The 13,661-nt window shown below is 62.6% G+C and carries 13 protein-coding genes and 2 pseudogenes; 7 read left to right on the forward strand and 8 right to left on the reverse strand.

The features are described 5' to 3' along the window. Both EN955_RS29575 and EN955_RS29580 read left to right on the forward strand, forming a co-directional pair. Positions 1 to 734: pseudogene (locus tag EN955_RS29575) on the forward strand (dihydropteroate synthase); the annotation flags it as partial. 4 nt (positions 735 to 738) lie between these two features. Further along, on the forward strand, positions 739 to 1,329 hold the full coding sequence (locus tag EN955_RS29580) for a DUF447 domain-containing protein (RefSeq protein WP_024504386.1): 591 nt from the start codon (positions 739 to 741) through the stop codon (positions 1,327 to 1,329). 20 nt (positions 1,330 to 1,349) lie between these two features. Here EN955_RS29580 and EN955_RS29585 read toward each other — a convergent pair whose 3' ends face one another. Then, positions 1,350 to 2,387, reverse strand: a complete 1,038-nt coding sequence (locus EN955_RS29585) for a hydantoinase/oxoprolinase family protein (protein ID WP_024504387.1) — start codon at positions 2,385 to 2,387, stop codon at positions 1,350 to 1,352. Positions 2,388 to 2,420: 33 nt separating this feature from the next. On the opposite strand from EN955_RS29585, the gene EN955_RS29590 reads away from it, so the two are divergent. Beyond that, positions 2,421 to 3,131: a HisA/HisF-related TIM barrel protein gene (locus EN955_RS29590; RefSeq protein ID WP_032899422.1), complete on the forward strand. Its 711-nt coding sequence runs from the start codon at positions 2,421 to 2,423 to the stop codon at positions 3,129 to 3,131. A gap of 137 nt (positions 3,132 to 3,268) precedes the next feature. On the opposite strand, the gene fae is transcribed toward EN955_RS29590, so the two are convergent. The 7 genes from fae to EN955_RS29625 all read right to left on the reverse strand — a co-directional run bounded on the left by fae (position 3,269) and on the right by EN955_RS29625 (position 9,834). Then, positions 3,269 to 3,775 (reverse strand): formaldehyde-activating enzyme, encoded by a 507-nt coding sequence (fae, locus tag EN955_RS29595; RefSeq protein WP_013532036.1) that lies wholly within the window; start codon positions 3,773 to 3,775, stop codon positions 3,269 to 3,271. A 149-nt stretch (positions 3,776 to 3,924) separates the two neighbouring features. Continuing rightward, positions 3,925 to 4,800 (reverse strand): triphosphoribosyl-dephospho-CoA synthase, encoded by an 876-nt coding sequence (locus tag EN955_RS29600; RefSeq protein ID WP_338101298.1) that lies wholly within the window; start codon positions 4,798 to 4,800, stop codon positions 3,925 to 3,927. Then, a complete protein-coding gene (locus tag EN955_RS29605) occupies positions 4,797 to 5,744 on the reverse strand; it encodes a RimK family alpha-L-glutamate ligase (protein ID WP_024504390.1) in 948 nt (315 codons plus the stop codon). Before EN955_RS29605 ends, EN955_RS29600 begins: the two co-directional genes overlap by 4 nt. Before the next feature lie 134 nt (positions 5,745 to 5,878). Further along, on the reverse strand, positions 5,879 to 6,835 hold the full coding sequence (mch, locus tag EN955_RS29610) for a methenyltetrahydromethanopterin cyclohydrolase (protein ID WP_024504391.1): 957 nt from the start codon (positions 6,833 to 6,835) through the stop codon (positions 5,879 to 5,881). Then, positions 6,832 to 7,743 (reverse strand): ATP-grasp domain-containing protein, encoded by a 912-nt coding sequence (locus tag EN955_RS29615; RefSeq protein ID WP_245265363.1) that lies wholly within the window; start codon positions 7,741 to 7,743, stop codon positions 6,832 to 6,834. Before EN955_RS29615 ends, mch begins: the two co-directional genes overlap by 4 nt. 196 nt (positions 7,744 to 7,939) lie before the next feature. Continuing rightward, entirely contained in the window at positions 7,940 to 8,833 is an 894-nt protein-coding gene (locus tag EN955_RS29620) for an NAD(P)-dependent methylenetetrahydromethanopterin dehydrogenase (protein ID WP_013532031.1), read from the reverse strand. Positions 8,834 to 8,862: 29 nt separating this feature from the next. Beyond that, positions 8,863 to 9,834, reverse strand: coding sequence for a beta-ribofuranosylaminobenzene 5'-phosphate synthase family protein (locus EN955_RS29625; RefSeq protein ID WP_024504393.1), 972 nt, complete (start codon positions 9,832 to 9,834; stop codon positions 8,863 to 8,865). Positions 9,835 to 9,987: 153 nt separating this feature from the next. Here EN955_RS29625 and EN955_RS29630 point away from each other — a divergent pair, with 153 nt between their 5' ends. The 4 genes and pseudogenes from EN955_RS29630 to EN955_RS29645 all read left to right on the forward strand — a co-directional run. Beyond that, positions 9,988 to 10,368: a 4a-hydroxytetrahydrobiopterin dehydratase gene (locus EN955_RS29630; protein WP_013532029.1), complete on the forward strand. Its 381-nt coding sequence runs from the start codon at positions 9,988 to 9,990 to the stop codon at positions 10,366 to 10,368. 117 nt (positions 10,369 to 10,485) lie between these two features. Continuing rightward, positions 10,486 to 11,574 (forward strand): tungsten formylmethanofuran dehydrogenase, encoded by a 1,089-nt coding sequence (locus tag EN955_RS29635; protein ID WP_024504394.1) that lies wholly within the window; start codon positions 10,486 to 10,488, stop codon positions 11,572 to 11,574. Then, positions 11,568 to 13,199, forward strand: a complete 1,632-nt coding sequence (locus tag EN955_RS29640; RefSeq protein ID WP_024504395.1) for a formylmethanofuran dehydrogenase subunit A — start codon at positions 11,568 to 11,570, stop codon at positions 13,197 to 13,199. The genes EN955_RS29635 and EN955_RS29640 overlap by 7 nt, the downstream gene beginning before the upstream one ends. Further along, a pseudogene (locus tag EN955_RS29645) lies at positions 13,187 to 13,661 on the forward strand (formylmethanofuran--tetrahydromethanopterin N-formyltransferase); the annotation flags it as partial. The gene EN955_RS29640 and the pseudogene EN955_RS29645, both read left to right, overlap by 13 nt.

Here is a 13,661-nt window from a genome sequence, read left to right on the forward strand (position 1 = left end):
CGCTCGGCCGGGCGATTACCGCGGCACAAAAGGCCGGCGTCGCCTTCATTGCCGATCCCGTGCTCGACCCGATCCATTTCGGCTTCGCCGTTTCACTCGGGCGCTTCATCGAGGCGCGGCGCCGTTGGCCGGACATCGAATTGCTGATGGGCACCGGCAATCTCACCGAATTGACCGACGCCGACAGTTCCGGCGTTACAGCCGTTCTAGCGGGGCTCTGCTCGGAACTCCGGATCCGGAACGTGCTGGCGGTGCATGTCAGCCCACACACGGTGCGCACGATCGAGGAGCACGATATCGCCCGCCGCGTCATGTTGGCTGCTTGCACGGACGGCGCGTTGCCGCGCGGCTATCACCCAGGCCTGTTGCAGGTCCACGATCGCAAGCCTTTCACAGCCTCAACCGACGATATCGAGGCATTGGCGGCCCAGGTGCGCGATGCCAACTTCCGGATCGCGGTAGCGGAGGACGGCATCCATGTTTTCAATAGCAAAGGGCATGCGGTTGCCACGGATGCGTTCGAACTTTTTGCCGGGCTGGACGTCAACGCCGACGGCGCACACGCTTTTTACCTCGGCGCGGAACTGACGAAGGCGGAGATCGCGTGGCGCCTCGGCAAGCGTTATGTGCAGGACGAGCCGCTCGCATGGGGCGTTGCCGCGCCAGCACCCGAAACCGACCGTACCCGTCTTGCCGAGCCGGGCAAGACGCTCCGCGCAAGGAAAGAGCGCTAGGACCATGCCCTACATTCGCGAATCCATCATCACGACGGTCAACAAGGCAGGCAACGTCCACATCGCGCCGATCGGCATCATTGCCGAGAATGACGGTTGGGTTATCGCGCCGTTCCGGCCGTCGGTCACGCTCGACAATCTCGCCGAAGTGCCGTTCGCCATCGCCAATTATACTGACGACGTGCGTGTCTTTGCCGGCTGCCTGACAGGCCGCAAGCATTGGCCAACCGTTCCGGTTGACGGGTTCCCGGTGCCGAGGCTCGAGGCGGCGCTGGCGTATTCGGGCCTCGAAGTCCAGGCGGTCGATGACAATGGTGTGCGCCCCCGCCATTTCTGCCGCGTGGTGCGGGAGGAAACGCTCGCGCCGTTCACCGGCCTCAACCGAGCCAAGGCGGCGGTGCTTGAGCTGGCCATCCTGGTCAGCCGGCTCGGCATGCTGCCGCGCAACAAGATCGAGGCGGAAATCGCCTACCTTTCGATCGCCATCGAAAAGACGGCAGGCGACGGTGAAAAGGAAGCCTGGGGCTGGCTGATGCAGCGTGTCAGCGATCACTTGACCGCCAAAGGTTCGGATAGCGAGGACCCGCGAGCATAGGCGCGAGCGCCGCAACCTGCTTACGAAGGATATCCCGCCAAAAGCGCCACTGCGGACGCGGGTGCCGCGCTGCTCGCTTGCCCGCGAACAGTGTCATCGGCGGGGATGATGTCGGCGAAATCGACGTAACTGCGTTCCATGCGTTCGGCCAGCCGCCTGATCTGCCAGCGACCGCTTCCGGCGCCGACGATCGGGACATCCCGAGACAGGGTTCCGGCAACCAGCGCCGCTGCATCGTGCACTTTGCGCAGTTGCTGCTCGCTGAACCAGCGCGCGACTTCACCCCATTCCGGCGGGGTGAGGTCGGTGGCGTCGCGCCCTACCATGCGCGCCAGCCGCGCGATCGAGCCGTCCACAGTCTTTTCCTTGCCGTCGGCGGGAGGGTGCCTGTCGTCGTCCTCGTCGAGCACGCCCAGGATGCGGTGAGCGTCGGCGATCGAGGCGAAATATTCGTTCATCAGCGGCGTTAGCCTGCCATGAACGGGAGCCGACGAGGCTACGCCGAACAGGAATGTCCTGGTAAAGCCGGTATAGACCAATTCGCCGGTTAGAAGCCGTCCGGCATCGGTGTAGCCGTCATTGGCCACGGCGCCGTTCTTGATGGCGATAATATCGGTGGTGGTGGAGCCCATGTCGACGAACAGGGCATCGCCGGCGAGTTTTGCTACCAACAAGGCTGTCGCGTGCCAATTGGCGGAAGCCACATCGGCGGTCAGCTGCGCTGCCCGCTCGACTCCGACGAAACCGGATGGTCCGGCATAGACCAGCTTTTTGTCTGCGGGGAAATGGGTGGAAATCTGACCCAGCAGAGCCGCCACGCCGGCATCGCGGGACGGAAAGATGTCCGACAGTTCGCCCGTCATGGTGAATGCGTTGAGATCCGCACCCGCGTAGATCGGAGCCGTTTCGTCGAGGGCTGAAGCCAGCTTGTCCAACCCTTGCCAGAGCGGCGTTGCGATCGTTACCGCCTCGACGATGCGACCGTCTTGTGCGCGGGTCACCTTCAGATGCGCGCCGCCAATGTCGAAACCGGCAATGATGCCCTTTCTTTTTTCCACGCTTCAAGCTTTCATGACGGTGGCAATTGGTCGGTGAAAAAAGCGTTGCGTATCATTCCCGTTCTCGACCTGAAAGACGGCGTGGTGGTTCGCGCCCAGCAGGGAAAACGCGATCGCTACAGGCCGATCGTTACGCCGCTCAGCCGAAGCCCTGATGTGGTCGCGGTCGCTGAAGGACTGCGTGGGCTTTATCCTTTTTCCACCTTCTACATCGCAGATCTGGACGCTATCGAAGGCGGAGCGCCAAACAGCGACGCACTCGCCCGGCTGAGGACGATGGCGGAGCCGCCGGAACTTTGGGTCGATGCCGGCGTGGCCGACGAAAAGACACTTTTGGCGGCGCTTGCCGAACGCTCGCTGTCTCCTGTTCTGGGCTCTGAATCGCAGCGAGACGACATATTGCTGCGGCGTTTTCGCGATCATCCCGATCTCATCCTGTCCCTTGATTTCGTCGGCGATAGTTTTTGCGGGCCGCGTTCTCTTCTCGATGAGCCCGAGCTTTGGCCGCAAAAGGTGATTGTCATGACGCTGGCCAAGGTCGGTGCGGCCGCCGGTCCCGACTTCGGGCGGTTGCAGGAGGTCAAGGCCAAGGCCGGAAATCGCGCTGTCATTGCGGCCGGCGGTGTCCGCGACGAGAACGACATCAGGGCCTTGTCCGCCATGGGCGTCGCCGCGGCACTGGTCGCAACCTCATTGCACAACGCTACGCTCACGCCCGGCCGCCTCGCGTCACTCGGCGCCTGATCATCGTTGCTCGTCAGCTCCCGAAGGGCGTGCGCCCTTCGGGAGCTGACGTTTCAAAAGCCCAGAACCTTTTTCAGCCGGCGCAACAGACCATCCGTCTCAGAAGAGGGTTTTTCCTGTGCGGGGCTGTCTCTTGTCTAGGCTGCGAACGGATGCTTGACCTTGTCGCGCTGGGCCGTTGCTTCGGCGGCGGTCGGGGTTCCTGCAACGGCGCGCTGGATGGCTTCCTTTGTCGCCTCGTAATTGTATTTCTGGATCTTGGCGTCGTCCGCCGCGTCCCAATGGATGAATACCCCGACGCAGATGAACACGTCGTCTGCTTCGTTGGCCGGAATGGTCCCGTCCGCAACGCTGTCCTGCACGGCCTTTGCCACGGCGTGCTGCGCCGGGCCGAACATCTGAACCGCCTGTTTGGCACCCTTGATCGTGACCTTGTTGAACATCACGGTGTTGGGTTTGCATTGAAGATTGGGCGCGATCACCGCCAAAAGCGAAGTAAAGCCGTCCTTGTTGTTGGTAAGCGCGTTGCAAAATGCCGTTTCGACCGCGCTCCCCCGCGGGCCGATGAGCAGGTCGACATGCGCGACTTCGTTGCCGTCTCCCACCAGCGATTCACCGACCATAACCTTTGATATTTTTGCCATGCCAATTTCCTCCAAGACACAATTATGATGTCCACGGACGCTGCAACCGAGCAGGCGCTCGATGGACAGCTATCCTTGTTGGCAGCGTCCGGATTTGCCCGGACCGGTTGGCTAGATAGCCGCGGAAGCACAGCTTCCGCTTTTGGAAGTCAAGCACCAACGCCGCGATTATGCAAGGTGAGGGCGAGGGTGTGGACTAAAAGAGTAGCCACGGTGAGGTCGGCCGAGGTGCCGGGGTTGATGTTGTCGGCCTTCAGCCGGCGGTCGAACTCCATGAGCAGACGAATGCGCGACGGTTCGTCGCCCTCGGCATGGAGCGCCGCCTGAACGGCAACGGCTTCCTGCCGCGCCTGATTTGCGACGTGAACGCCGTGCTTGCGCATCACATGGCTGTCGGGGAAGTCGGCGAGAAACGCCATGTAGACGAACACCGTCGGCCACATGCCGTCTTCTTCACGTGCCAACGCTCCATCCAGCGCGGCGAGCCCGACCCCGAACACGTCGCCGAAACAGTTGCTGTACTGGCGAGCGATCATGTCGCGGTCGGCAGCCTCCCTCATCGCGTCCAGCAAATGGACCTTCGGCTCCTGCCGCACATCGTTGGCGGCTTCTCCGAGGCCGCCTGGCGCGGCCGTGACGATCGCCTCGAATACCGCCTTGGTATCCTGCACGCTCAAAGCCCGAAGCAGCGAATCGAGATTGTCGCGCAGTCTGTCACCGCCCATTTCGGCAGCGCATATCAGAGGCCCTGCCAGAAGGATGATTCCGAGATTGGTGTTGGTTGCGACCGCCAGTCGTGTCGCGCGCACCGCCTCCAGCATCCGCTGCCCGACCGGCAGACGAGGATCGGTCAGCGGCCCGGAGGAAACCTCCGCACTTGTCATGAACTGGGCGGCGGACATGCCGTGTCCGTCGGCGAACAGATGGACGTTGCCCGGCTTTAGGGCTTCGATCTCCATCCTGCAGGCATTCTTATAGCTGGCCCGGAGGCGTTCACGCGAAAGCGCCAACTTGCCCGCCCTCACGAATTCGCAGGCGCGGCAAAACGGTAGGGCCGCGGTGCGGCGGCCGCCTCGGCGCGGTCGGCCAGAAGTTTCAGCAAGGCATCGGCGATTGCTTCGGCGATGTTCACGGCGACCACCGACTGCAATCCCGACCATGCGGGCATGCTGTTCACTTCGAGTATGAACAGATTGCCGTCGTCAGCCCGCACGATGTCCACGCCGGCAAAATCCGCGCCGACCGCGGCTGACGCAGCGACGGCCAGCGATGCCAGTTCCGCCTTGCCATGTTCGGAAACCTGTTCCGGCACGCCACCCCGGTTGACGTTCGTGATCCAGTCGTCGCTGATGCGGCTCATCATCGCCACGGTCTCTCCGGCGCAGACAAACACGCGGAAATCCCGGAAAGGCGGACCGGCACGCGACACATATTGCTGAAGATAGTAGACGCTGTTCACCTCTTCTGCGGCCGGCAGGTCCGAGAGCGTGCGGATCAGCTTTATGCCGCGGCCTTGCGCCCCGAACAATGGTTTCAGCACCAGCGATCCCCGCGGAAGCTCTTGCGCCGCGACCTCCTCGGCGACGGCAAGTCCTTCTACGGCAAAGGTGCGTGGCGTAGGCAGGCCGGCATTTTTCAGGAGGAATGTCGTCATCGACTTGTCGACGCAGCGCTCGATCGCCTGCGCGGAATTCCATACGGGAACCGACAGTCTGCTTAACGCGTGCAGCACCCCGAGGCGCCGGGTAACCGCTTCGAACGATCCGGCGGCGATCGAACGGACGAGCACGGCGTCGGGCAGCGTGCCGCCGAAGCCGGGGATCGTAAGTCCGCTCGGGCTGCTGGTATCGAATGCGATCGCCGCCAGCGGCACGGCTGTAACGGCGCCGCCCCCCCGACCAAGTCCTGCCGCCAGGCCGTTGGAGCCGGTGTCCACTTTGTCGCTGACGATCAGGATGCGAGGGATCATGTGGCCTCTCGGGTGCGGGAATGTCGGCGGCGCGAGCGATTCCACGCCCTCATGGTAGCGTCCGCGGCAGGGCTGCACGGAAGGCAGTCGCCGGGCGGGCGAATGACAGACGAATCCCTTTGCACCGCCATGCCCTAGCCGAGACTCCGTTCGAGCATCTTCAGATCACGCCGACCGGCGCGAAACGTATCGCCGGTTTCGATCGCTGTCACGATCACTTCAGCCGGGCTGAACAGCAGCGGGTCGATGGCATAGAAATCGCCTTTGAACCGCGTGAAGATCTCGGCGAAGGGTTGGCCGTAGTCCCGTGAGGCGCTGCTGGGAAGTTTTTCCGCGAGTTTGCCAGCCTCCTTCGCCGATCCTTTGACGAAGAGCTGGACGCTGCCGCCATAGATGATGGCATCGTTGGTTCGGCCCATAGCGGTCAGGAAATCCGGATGGGGGGCGGGGATCGGCGCCGTTCCGATGCCGTCGACAACGTTTTCCAGCGGGAATTTGAGATCGTTGATCTTGTGCAGGGCAACCTCGAGCGCGCGCGCCACGATCTGCACGCCGCCGGCAAGGCTTTGTGTCGGCGCATAGAGGAAGGTGAGCTTTTCCGTCGCCAGTCCAGTTGCCTTGCTCACTTTCTCAACGGTCGCGCGGGGAGGCGGTTCGGCCGTCTCAAGGATAAGCACCGCGGAAGATGCGATGTCGTGATAGGAAAGTGTTTCGAACAGCGGTTCGACCCGGGCGAGGGCCCGCGCAGGCCCAGATCCCATCGCAAAATAGTCCTGGCCAGACAGGTTCCAGCCCGCATACTGGCTGCCCAGGCAGGCCAGCACCGGCTGCGAAGATCGCGCTTCGACGGTGAACGGCCATTGCTGTGACGCGCGATCCATGAACACCGAAACGCTGCCGAGACCGCCCATCGCAGCCTCAGCCATGCGCATCCCGGCCTCGACGCTGCCGACGGTCTTGGCGCCGGCATCGATCAGGCGCTCGCCCAATGGTCCCCTGGAAACGACGATACGCAGGCGTTCGGCGTCGCCGATCATGCCGTCAACGATGCGCTGTGCATTGTCGTTCAGGAATGCCGAACCGTCTTTCATGTCCGGTCTCCTTCCCATTGGAGTTGCAATTGGCTGGCTTGTCCCTTGATGAGCCGCTTGGTCGATTGGGCGCTCGGACCGCGCGCGAAGACCGTGCAGACAGGGTCGCCGGCAATCAGACGGGTGCCAGCCGACTGTTGGTCCGCTGTCCATTCAGGCCAGGCAATCGACGGAAAGTGAGTGATTGGCGTCGCGGCGTAGGTCACCATCGACGCCATCGAATCGACGAAGCGCGGCAAGCGGAAGACCTGACCCGTCGCGGCGCGCAGATGCGCTTCGATCAATGGCGCGTCAACATCGTCGAAAATGTCGAGGGTGGCGCCCGGCCTCGGATTGATCTCGATGAACGTGTAGCCATCCGGTCCACGGATCAGATCGGCGCTGCACAATCCAACCAGGCCGGCGCGCCGCGTCAGACTTGAGACCCAGCCGCCGATGACCGCCGCCTGTCTGCGATCGAAGCGTCTCAACCGTACGGCGCCGCCGTAGCGATAGGGCGCTGTGGGGGCGGGAGACGTCCATTGTTGGCTGAAACCCACGAGGTGCGCGGTTTGACCATTGCCGACGAACAGGGCCGAGATGCTGCGACCGGCAACGAAGCGCTGGAAGTAGCGGCCGGCGGTCGGGCTTTCTCCGGCTGCTCGTCTGACGTGTCCGCCGCCGGCGCCGCCCGCGGTCTTGACCACCCAGTTCTCCGGGTCAGGCGGCTGGTCCCATCGCAGTTGCGGATGCGGGATGCCGAGTTCGGCGCAATCATCGGCCAGCAACTGCGGATCCTTGATCCTGCGGATCGCGGCGCCGCCATTGCCGGCGAGCCGAAAGTGTCGCGCGATTTTGTCCACGGTCTCAGGCATCCGCTCAAACCCTGAGCCCAGGACAATGGCGGCCGGCAGGTCGTCGCCAGCCAATCGCCGAAGCGTGTCGATGATGCGCTCGCCGTCGATGCCTCCTTGCAGGTCGCCTGGCAGCATTGTCGCGCGTTCTGCGAGCGCGACGGTGTCCGTATCGCAAAAGAAATCGGCGACCAGCGGACGATAGCCGGCGCGACGCGCGGCGGCGGCCAGCGCCCGGCCTGAAATTGCCGCGATCAAAAGAGATCCGGCGTTACTTGGCAATCTCGCGTGCAAGGGAAAACGCTTCCTGAAAACCGAGCGTGATCGTCTTTTCGGATTCGATCATTCTTTTGAAGAGACCGAATTCGACCTTATATTTGACATTGCCGATGGCAAGCGGACCAATGCCGACAGCTTTTGCCGCATCGAGTGGATCACCATTGGCATTGACGGCCAATCCTTCGATGCCGGCCGGGGGAACGGCATTGACGTCGGCCGCAATAAGCAGGTCATTGCCTTTCAATTGGGCTTTGGAGACCACCTGGACGCCAGCTTTGGCGCAAGCCAGGATAATTTCGTTGGCTTCGACCAGCTTTGTCTTGCGGGCGTCGCTCGATCCGTCAGCCGCATCGACGGTGAGGTGGAACCTGCTTTCGATCTCGGCCGCGATCTGCTTGACCCGTTCGATGCCGTCATGGCCGACAAGTGTGACCCGGGCACCTTCCCCTGCCGCGATGACGGCGGTGCAGAAGCCGACGACTCCGGTGGCGCCGAAAACAGCCACCCTCGTATCCCTGAGCGCACGCTGGAATTTCTTCTCCAGCGCCTTTTCGACCTTGGCCACCATCGCCGCGGCTGTGGTGAACGAGCCGGCTGGATCGGCAAATACCGAAACCTGGAAAGGCGGCACCATCGCCTTCTTCGCGGCGTCGAACATGTCGAGCGCCAACGAGGCATCCTTCCCGGCGATGAAGATGCCGGTGTCGACACCCGCATCCGGCGGGCGTGAAAAGATCGCGTCCTGGACCAGTCCTGTCACTTCGGCCAGGCCCACATCGACATAGGGGACGACGGCGTCGAAACCTGCGTCGAGCGCCATGTTCACGTCGAAGGGGCTCATCTGCTTCAACGGTGTCAGCATGTGCAGGATGTGTTTGCGGGCCATTTCTTGCCTTTCTGCCTGAAACTGAAGCGTCAGCTGCCGACGAGATCCAGCCTGGTTGAACTGATCTTCGCGCCGGAGTTCCTGCCCTTGACGATCTTGACCTCAAGGCCGCCCTCAACTGTCGTCTTCCGAACCGCGTCGACGAACTTGAGTGCGGCGTCCTGCGATGGCGCGAAGGCAAAGCCTGTCGGCCCCCAGGAACTCTGGCCGATGCCGACGGCGCCTGCTTCATTGAGACAGTGGGCCACCATCTCGACCCGCTTCGAGGTGAACACGCCGCCCTGGGCCGGGGCGAAATGGCTGCCGATCAGCATCTGTATCGCGGTGACGGCGGCGCCGAATGCCGGAAGGTCCCGCTCGACCAAAGCCGGCATTATGCCCATCAGCACCCTCCGGCAGATCTCCCCACTGCCTGCCGTTGGGAATGGCGGCAGCGAGCGAAACGCCGCAACCTCGGCTGCTCCATGCAGTCCATGCCCGGAATGGTCGAGGATGAGGAGGACGCGCCACTCTTCCGGAAACGGCAGCCGCGCGACGACCGGAGGCGTTCCGCCGCGGTCGTTCTTGCCGGCGTCGACTATGACGCCGCCGTCTTCGAAACTTGCGATGCCGATGCCGGATCGGCCGCCCCGCTCGAGCAGGTTAGCGTCGCCGGCGATGTCCAGAGGCAGATTGTGGAGCGTGCGCAACGCCGAGGCGACGGCAAGGGCGATCTGCGTGCCGGAGCCCAGACCCGCATGACTGGGGATCGACTGCTCTACCACGAGATGGTGCTGGCCGCGAATGCCGAGATGCTTGCAGAGCGTCGACAGATGCTCGCTGGCGCGGGTGCTCTCGGAGCCTTCGACGATGGTCTCGCTGGACCGCGACAGGGTGACGACGGTTTCGGGTTCGCTCAATGGAAGCCCGACGCTACCGAACCGCCGTCCGGCATCGCCATTGAGATCAAGGAAGCCAAGGTGCAGGCGAGCGGGCACTCGTATGGTAACAGAATTCGACATCTGCCCCCCGATGGGTGCATCATGGATGCATCATGGAAGTTTAGGTGCCCGGTACCATGATAACTGTTTTCGTCGATGGGGCAAGCCAAAGAGAACGCATACGTGTTTGCCGGCTCCGGCGTGTGACAGACCGAGCAATTCGCGGAGGTCGAGATGAACGAGACAGTCAAGGAAAAGGTCTATTCGGAAGCCGAGATCGCCGACCGGCTTGAGAAGGAGCTGCCGAAATGGCGTTATGAAAACGGCTGGATTCGGCGCAAATACAAGACCCACAGCTGGAAATCGACGCTCATGGTCATCAACACGGTTGGTCATCTCGCCGAGGCGGCGTGGCACCATCCTGATATCACCGCCTCCTATGCCTGGGTCGAGGTGCGCCTGACGAATCACGCGGCGAAAGGCATTACCGACAAGGATTTCGAGTTGGCGAAAAAGATCGAGGATGTTGTCCAGTGGCAGCCGGCCAAGGAAGGCGGGGCACTGGAGGGCACTCCACTGACCGATCAACGCTTCGCTTACGTCAAATATGACTAAGCAGGGTCGGAATTTGTTGACGCGTATGAAAACATTCGCTGATCCGCTGCAGGGTGGGGTTCACGGCCAATCCAGTTTCGTCTAGGATCGAGCCGGCACCAGAAAGTAGTTTAGCGAATGGCGGTTGCTTGGATCGGCAACCGGGAAGCGCTGATTGAGCACGCGGCTGCGCATGCCGCGTCGCTATTGTCGTCAAGTCGGTGCCCGGTTTTCAGCTTTGATACGGATATAGATGGCACGAGGGCGGCGATCGCGCTGGCTGAGCGGGCTGGCGCGGCATACGACCATGCCGATGGTGCGGCACTTGCCCGAGAGACCGCGCTTTTTACCGACAAGGGGGCAATGACCGTCGCCCCCGGAGAGACGCGCCGGCGTGCCGATGTCGTGGTGATCGTGGGCGAGCTCCCGCGGATCCATCATGGTCTTGTTGGCGAACTTGCCGGGACGGTTCCCGACCTCTCGACCGGCAACCAGCGCGCGTTCTTCGTGGTAGGCCCAAACGGGATGTCTGTGCCGCCGCTGAACGGCGGACGCAAGGCAACACAACTTTCCTGTGGCCAAGCTAGCCTCGCCGCCACGCTGGCGGCACTGAGGGCACAGTACAAAGGGCGGCGTACATCGCAACCGGTGTCGAATTTCAATGATTTTGCCAAAGCTCTGGCGGCCGCGCATTTTCCCGTGTTCCTGTTTTCAGGCCACGCCGCCGAAGGCTTGGCATTGGAGATGCTGCAAGGACTGATCGCCGATCTCAATCGCAAATCGCGCGCATCCAGCCTTTATCTGCCGGCGAGCGAAAACGGGTGGGGAAGCGCGCTCGCCTCGGCCTGGATGACAGGTTTTCCGCTGCGCACCGGCTTTGCGCGCGGCCTCCCTGAATTCGATCCCTGGCGCTGCGATGTGGAGCGCATGATCGCTGCCGGCGAAGCTGACCTGCACCTGCGGATCTCCGCCGCAACGGCCCAACTACAGAAAAAAAGGGCACGCATGGCGCTGATTGTGCTGACGAAAACGGAAAAGCCGGTTGCCGGCGCCGCAGTCACCATGGCCATCGGCGAGGCTGGGGTCGATCACGATGCGGTTGTCTACTCCAGCCGCACGGGCTCGCTCAGGTCGATCGATGCGCAAGCGGACTCGCAATTGCCCTCCGCCGCGACGATCATCCGCCTGATCGCTACCCACGCTTTCGCCGAGGCACTGCCATGCTGACGAAAATCGCCGGCGGCGACATCATCGATCCCGTCAACGGCCGTCTCGACAAGGGCGACCTCTGGATCAAGGACGACAAGATCGTTCCGGCGCCGGCGGGAGGGGCGGCCGACCGGACCATCGAAGCCAGCGGCTGCATCGTGATGGCTGGCGCCATCGACATCCACTCCCACATCGGTGGCGGCAATGTGAACACCGCGCGGCTGCTCTTGCCCGAACAGCATGCCGCCCATCAGCTGCGGCCAGCAATGACGCCGCTCGCCAATGCCGGCTGGTCAACCTTCCAGACCGGCTGCCTCTACGCAAAGATGGGCTTTACGACGGTCGTCGAGCCGGCGATGTCGCCGGGAGCGGCGCTGCACACGCATCTCGAACTGGCTGACATCCCGATTATCGACAAAGCGACCCTTGCCATTCTCGGCAACGACGATTTCCTGTTGTCGATGATCCGCGACGACGCCCCCCGGACGATGATCGAGGACTATGTCGCCTGGACGGTCGCTTCGACGCGAGCGCTTGGGGTCAAGGTGATCAACGCCGGTGCGGCGGCCGCCTTCAAGGAGAACGTCCGCACCTTCTCGCTGGATGATGTCGTGCCTTCCTATGGCGTCAGTTCGCGCAAGATCGTCAAGACGCTGCAGGTCGCCGTCGACAGTCTTGGCTTGCCGCATCCCTTGCATGTCCATTGCAACAATCTGGGCAGCCCCGGATCGGCGGATACGGCGGCTGCGACGATTGCAGCGGCGGATGGACTGCCGCTGCATCTCGCCCACCTCCAGTTCTATGGCTATGGCACGGAAGGAAAACGCGGGTTTTCCTCTGCCGCCGCACGGCTTGCCGAACTAGTCAACGCGACGCCGGAAGTCACCATCGATATCGGCCAGGTGATGTTCGGCCAGACGGTCACGGTCTCCTCCGACGTCATGCGGCAGTTTTCGGCGCGTGGCAGCGCACACCCGAAAAAGACCGTCATTCATGACGGTGACGGCAATGGCGGCGGCATCGTGCCTTACAGCTATGGCAAGGACTTCTACGGCACGATGCAGTGGGCGATCGGGCTCGAGCTTTTTCTCCTGATCGACGATCCTTGGCGTGTGTTCTTCACCACCGATCATCCCAACGGTGCACCTTTTACCGCCTATCCGGCGCTGTTCGAACTGCTGATGAGCCGGGAAGCGCGCACCGAAATGGCCGCCGGACTTTCCCTATCCGCCCTGGCGCTCTCTACCCTGGCCGCAATCGACCGCGAATACACGTTCGAGGAAATCGCCATCATGACGCGCGCGGCGCCAGCCAAGCTGCTCGGCTTGACGGATCGAGGCCATCTCGGCGCCGGCGCAACAGCCGACGTCGCTGTCTATCGCAGGGACCGCAGTATCGCCAAAATGCTCGGAGAGGCGGCGTATGTTTTCAAGGATGGCGATCTCGTCGTGCAAGACGGGGAAATCATCCATTACCGCTGGGGCAAGGCATTGAGGCTCAAGCCGCCTGTCGACAAGGCAATGGTGCGACGGCTCGAGGACTATCACCAGCAGCGCTACGGCCTGTCGCTGGACTGGTTCAATTTCCCGGATTCCGCGATTGCGCGCGAACAGCCATTCGGCGAGGTGCCATGCCGAACATGAGCATCAATGGCGTAACGATCGACGATACCTTCGCGGAAGCCTTCGGCATGCGCGCAACCGCCATCGTCATCACCGCGCCGAGCCGGAAATGGGCTCGCCAGGCGGCGATCACAATGACCGGCTTCGCCACCTCGGTGATCGGTTGCGGCTGCGAAGCGGCAATCGATCTCGACCTGCCGCCATCGGCCACACCGGATGGCCGGCCGGGCTGCCGCGTCATGATTTTCGCGATGGGAACGGACGAATTGCAGAAACAACTGCTCAATCGTGTCGGCCAGTGCGTTTTGACCTCGCCTGGTTCCGCCTGCTTTGCCGGGCTGCAGGGCAGCGCCGAGCTCAAGCTCGGTTCGGCACTGCGTTATTTCGGCGACGGCTGGCAAATCTCCAAGAAGATCGGCGACAGGCATTTCTGGCGTATTCCCGTCATGGATGGCGAGTTCTTGTGCGAAGCAACGACCGGAC

Source organism: Mesorhizobium sp. M7A.F.Ca.CA.001.04.2.1 (genome assembly GCF_003998485.1).
In the GTDB taxonomy this organism is placed as follows: Bacteria; Pseudomonadota; Alphaproteobacteria; order Rhizobiales; family Rhizobiaceae; genus Mesorhizobium; species Mesorhizobium ciceri.

What these genes read in the sequence shown, in the direction of transcription:
- EN955_RS29580 (WP_024504386.1), top strand. Translation starts at nt 739, where the DNA reads ATGCCCTACATTCGCGAATCCATCATCACGACGGTCAACAAGGCAGGC.
- EN955_RS29620 (WP_013532031.1), bottom strand. Translation starts at nt 8,833, where the DNA reads ATGGCCCGCAAACACATCCTGCACATGCTGACACCGTTGAAGCAGATG.
- EN955_RS29640 (WP_024504395.1), top strand. Translation starts at nt 11,568, where the DNA reads ATGCTGACGAAAATCGCCGGCGGCGACATCATCGATCCCGTCAACGGC.
- EN955_RS29630 (WP_013532029.1), top strand. Translation starts at nt 9,988, where the DNA reads ATGAACGAGACAGTCAAGGAAAAGGTCTATTCGGAAGCCGAGATCGCC.
- fae (WP_013532036.1), bottom strand. Translation starts at nt 3,775, where the DNA reads ATGGCAAAAATATCAAAGGTTATGGTCGGTGAATCGCTGGTGGGAGAC.
- EN955_RS29635 (WP_024504394.1), top strand. Translation starts at nt 10,486, where the DNA reads ATGGCGGTTGCTTGGATCGGCAACCGGGAAGCGCTGATTGAGCACGCG.
- mch (WP_024504391.1), bottom strand. Translation starts at nt 6,835, where the DNA reads ATGAAAGACGGTTCGGCATTCCTGAACGACAATGCACAGCGCATCGTT.
- EN955_RS29605 (WP_024504390.1), bottom strand. Translation starts at nt 5,744, where the DNA reads ATGATCCCTCGCATCCTGATCGTCAGCGACAAAGTGGACACCGGCTCC.
- EN955_RS29625 (WP_024504393.1), bottom strand. Translation starts at nt 9,834, where the DNA reads ATGTCGAATTCTGTTACCATACGAGTGCCCGCTCGCCTGCACCTTGGC.